This window comes from Thermoactinomyces intermedius (genome assembly GCF_013912365.1).
Lineage (GTDB): Bacteria > Bacillota > Bacilli > Thermoactinomycetales > Thermoactinomycetaceae > Thermoactinomyces > Thermoactinomyces intermedius.
In genome coordinates, this window is the sequence record NZ_JACETT010000042.1 from 1 (window position 1) to 1,676 (window position 1,676).

Genomic DNA, 1,676 nt, shown 5'->3' on the forward strand with positions numbered 1-1,676 from the left:
GCTCCCCGGCCGCATTGGAACACGATGTTCCACCAAGTTTACCGGCGGTGCTTGTGCGCCGGTCCGGTGGTACATCAAGTGATAACCGGTTGAACCGTCAAAACGGATCAATTCCGTGCCTGGCGTCTCCGCAATGGATTCAACGTCCCAAGTTACTTCAAGATCATCTATATAGACGGCATCGGTTTCACCTTCATCCCTTAGCCCGTCCTTGTCATACTCAAAGGTTATGGTGCATTGTCCCCGTTGACTCGTCTCGATCTCACCCAATGTCCACTGAAAATATGTCCCATTGGTGATATAGTTGTGGACCAGCGATCCATTAAAGTAAACCTTTAAACCATCAAAATTTTGCTCGCAATCTTGGTAATACCAATATTTGATCCTAACATTCCTGGCGTAAGAAGGAATGGTAAAGATGAAGTCAATCCGGGCGTATTGATGGCTCCCGGCCACACTCGTAATCGGCCCGCTCCGGATTGAATATGTCCCGGAGTAGGCCCGGTAATCCGTCTGAGCCCATCCGTCATTTGTTCCGGACATCATCGACGGGTTCCGGATCGTGAAGTTCGAGCCGGGGAATGTTTCGAAAGAGTCTTGTATTACCCATGATTCCGTAACGTCGAACCTTATTTCCGGACGCGTTCCGTACCACATGTATTTAATTCTGCTCAACTTAACCACTCCTTACGCCGTAGCGCGTTAATTACGCTTTGGCCGGTCAGATCCGGGCCATAGTTGTAGATGGTTATATTGTTTACTCGGTCACTTGACGAGCTGATTACTGGGCCCGATCCCTGCTGAGGCATTGAAGCGGTTGCGAGCTGATCAGATACTCGCTGGATATTCCTGATTGCTGACTCCAGACCAAGAACAAACCCTTGGCCAGTGTCTTTACCTAACTCCATCATCACTCGGGAAGGGGAATGGATCCCAAGAGCACTTTTGATGCGGCTTTTGATGCCGTCTGCAATCTCTTGGGCTTTCTGCAGCGCTCTATCTTTCAAACTGCTTATCCCATTGATTAAACCTTGGATGATGTCTTTTCCGATCTGATACAGGTTGATCCCCTTCAAAAAGCTCACGATGGAATTCCAAATATCAGTGACTTTCTTCTTAGCGCTGTCCATCTTGTCTTGGACTGTTTTCTTCATCGATTCCCATTTTTCACTTGCTTGAGTTTTGATGTTTTCCCATGTTTGAACTAACCAATTCTTAATTGCGCCCCAAATCTCAATGGCTTTTGCCTTGATCGTGTCCCAGTTTTGCCAAACTAAAATACCTATTGTGATTAAAGAAGCCAGTACACCTATAGCGATTAAGACTGTTGAAGATGCAACCCCAAATGCACCAGCCAGCAAACCTATTGTTGCTGTGATTCCGCTGATGATAGGCTCTAAGACTGTTAGTACACCCAATAAGGTCCCTACTACCCCAACGATAGTCATGATCGTTGCCGCAAGTTGAGGATTGTTTTGGATAAAATCAGCAATTTTCATCACGATGTTTGAAATCTGATCTAAAAGAGGGGAAAGGGCAGTCTGTAGTTCCTGTAATGCTTGCTTGAACTTCACCACCGGATCGTTGTCTAGCTGTTGGATAGATTCATTTAACTGCTCTTGGTTTGCCTTCCAATCAACTACTTGGTTTTTTGCACCAAGGATTGTGTCAGTGAT

Annotated in this window: 2 protein-coding genes; both read right to left on the bottom strand. The window is 46.2% G+C overall.

The features are described from left to right. Positions 1-675, bottom strand: a 675-nt coding sequence (locus H1R82_RS10210) for a hypothetical protein (protein WP_181821654.1), incomplete at its 3' end; no start/stop codon positions are given. Continuing rightward, positions 672-1,676, bottom strand: a 1,005-nt coding sequence (locus H1R82_RS10215) for a phage tail protein (RefSeq protein WP_445267833.1), incomplete at its 5' end; no start/stop codon positions are given. The genes H1R82_RS10210 and H1R82_RS10215, both read right to left, overlap by 4 nt.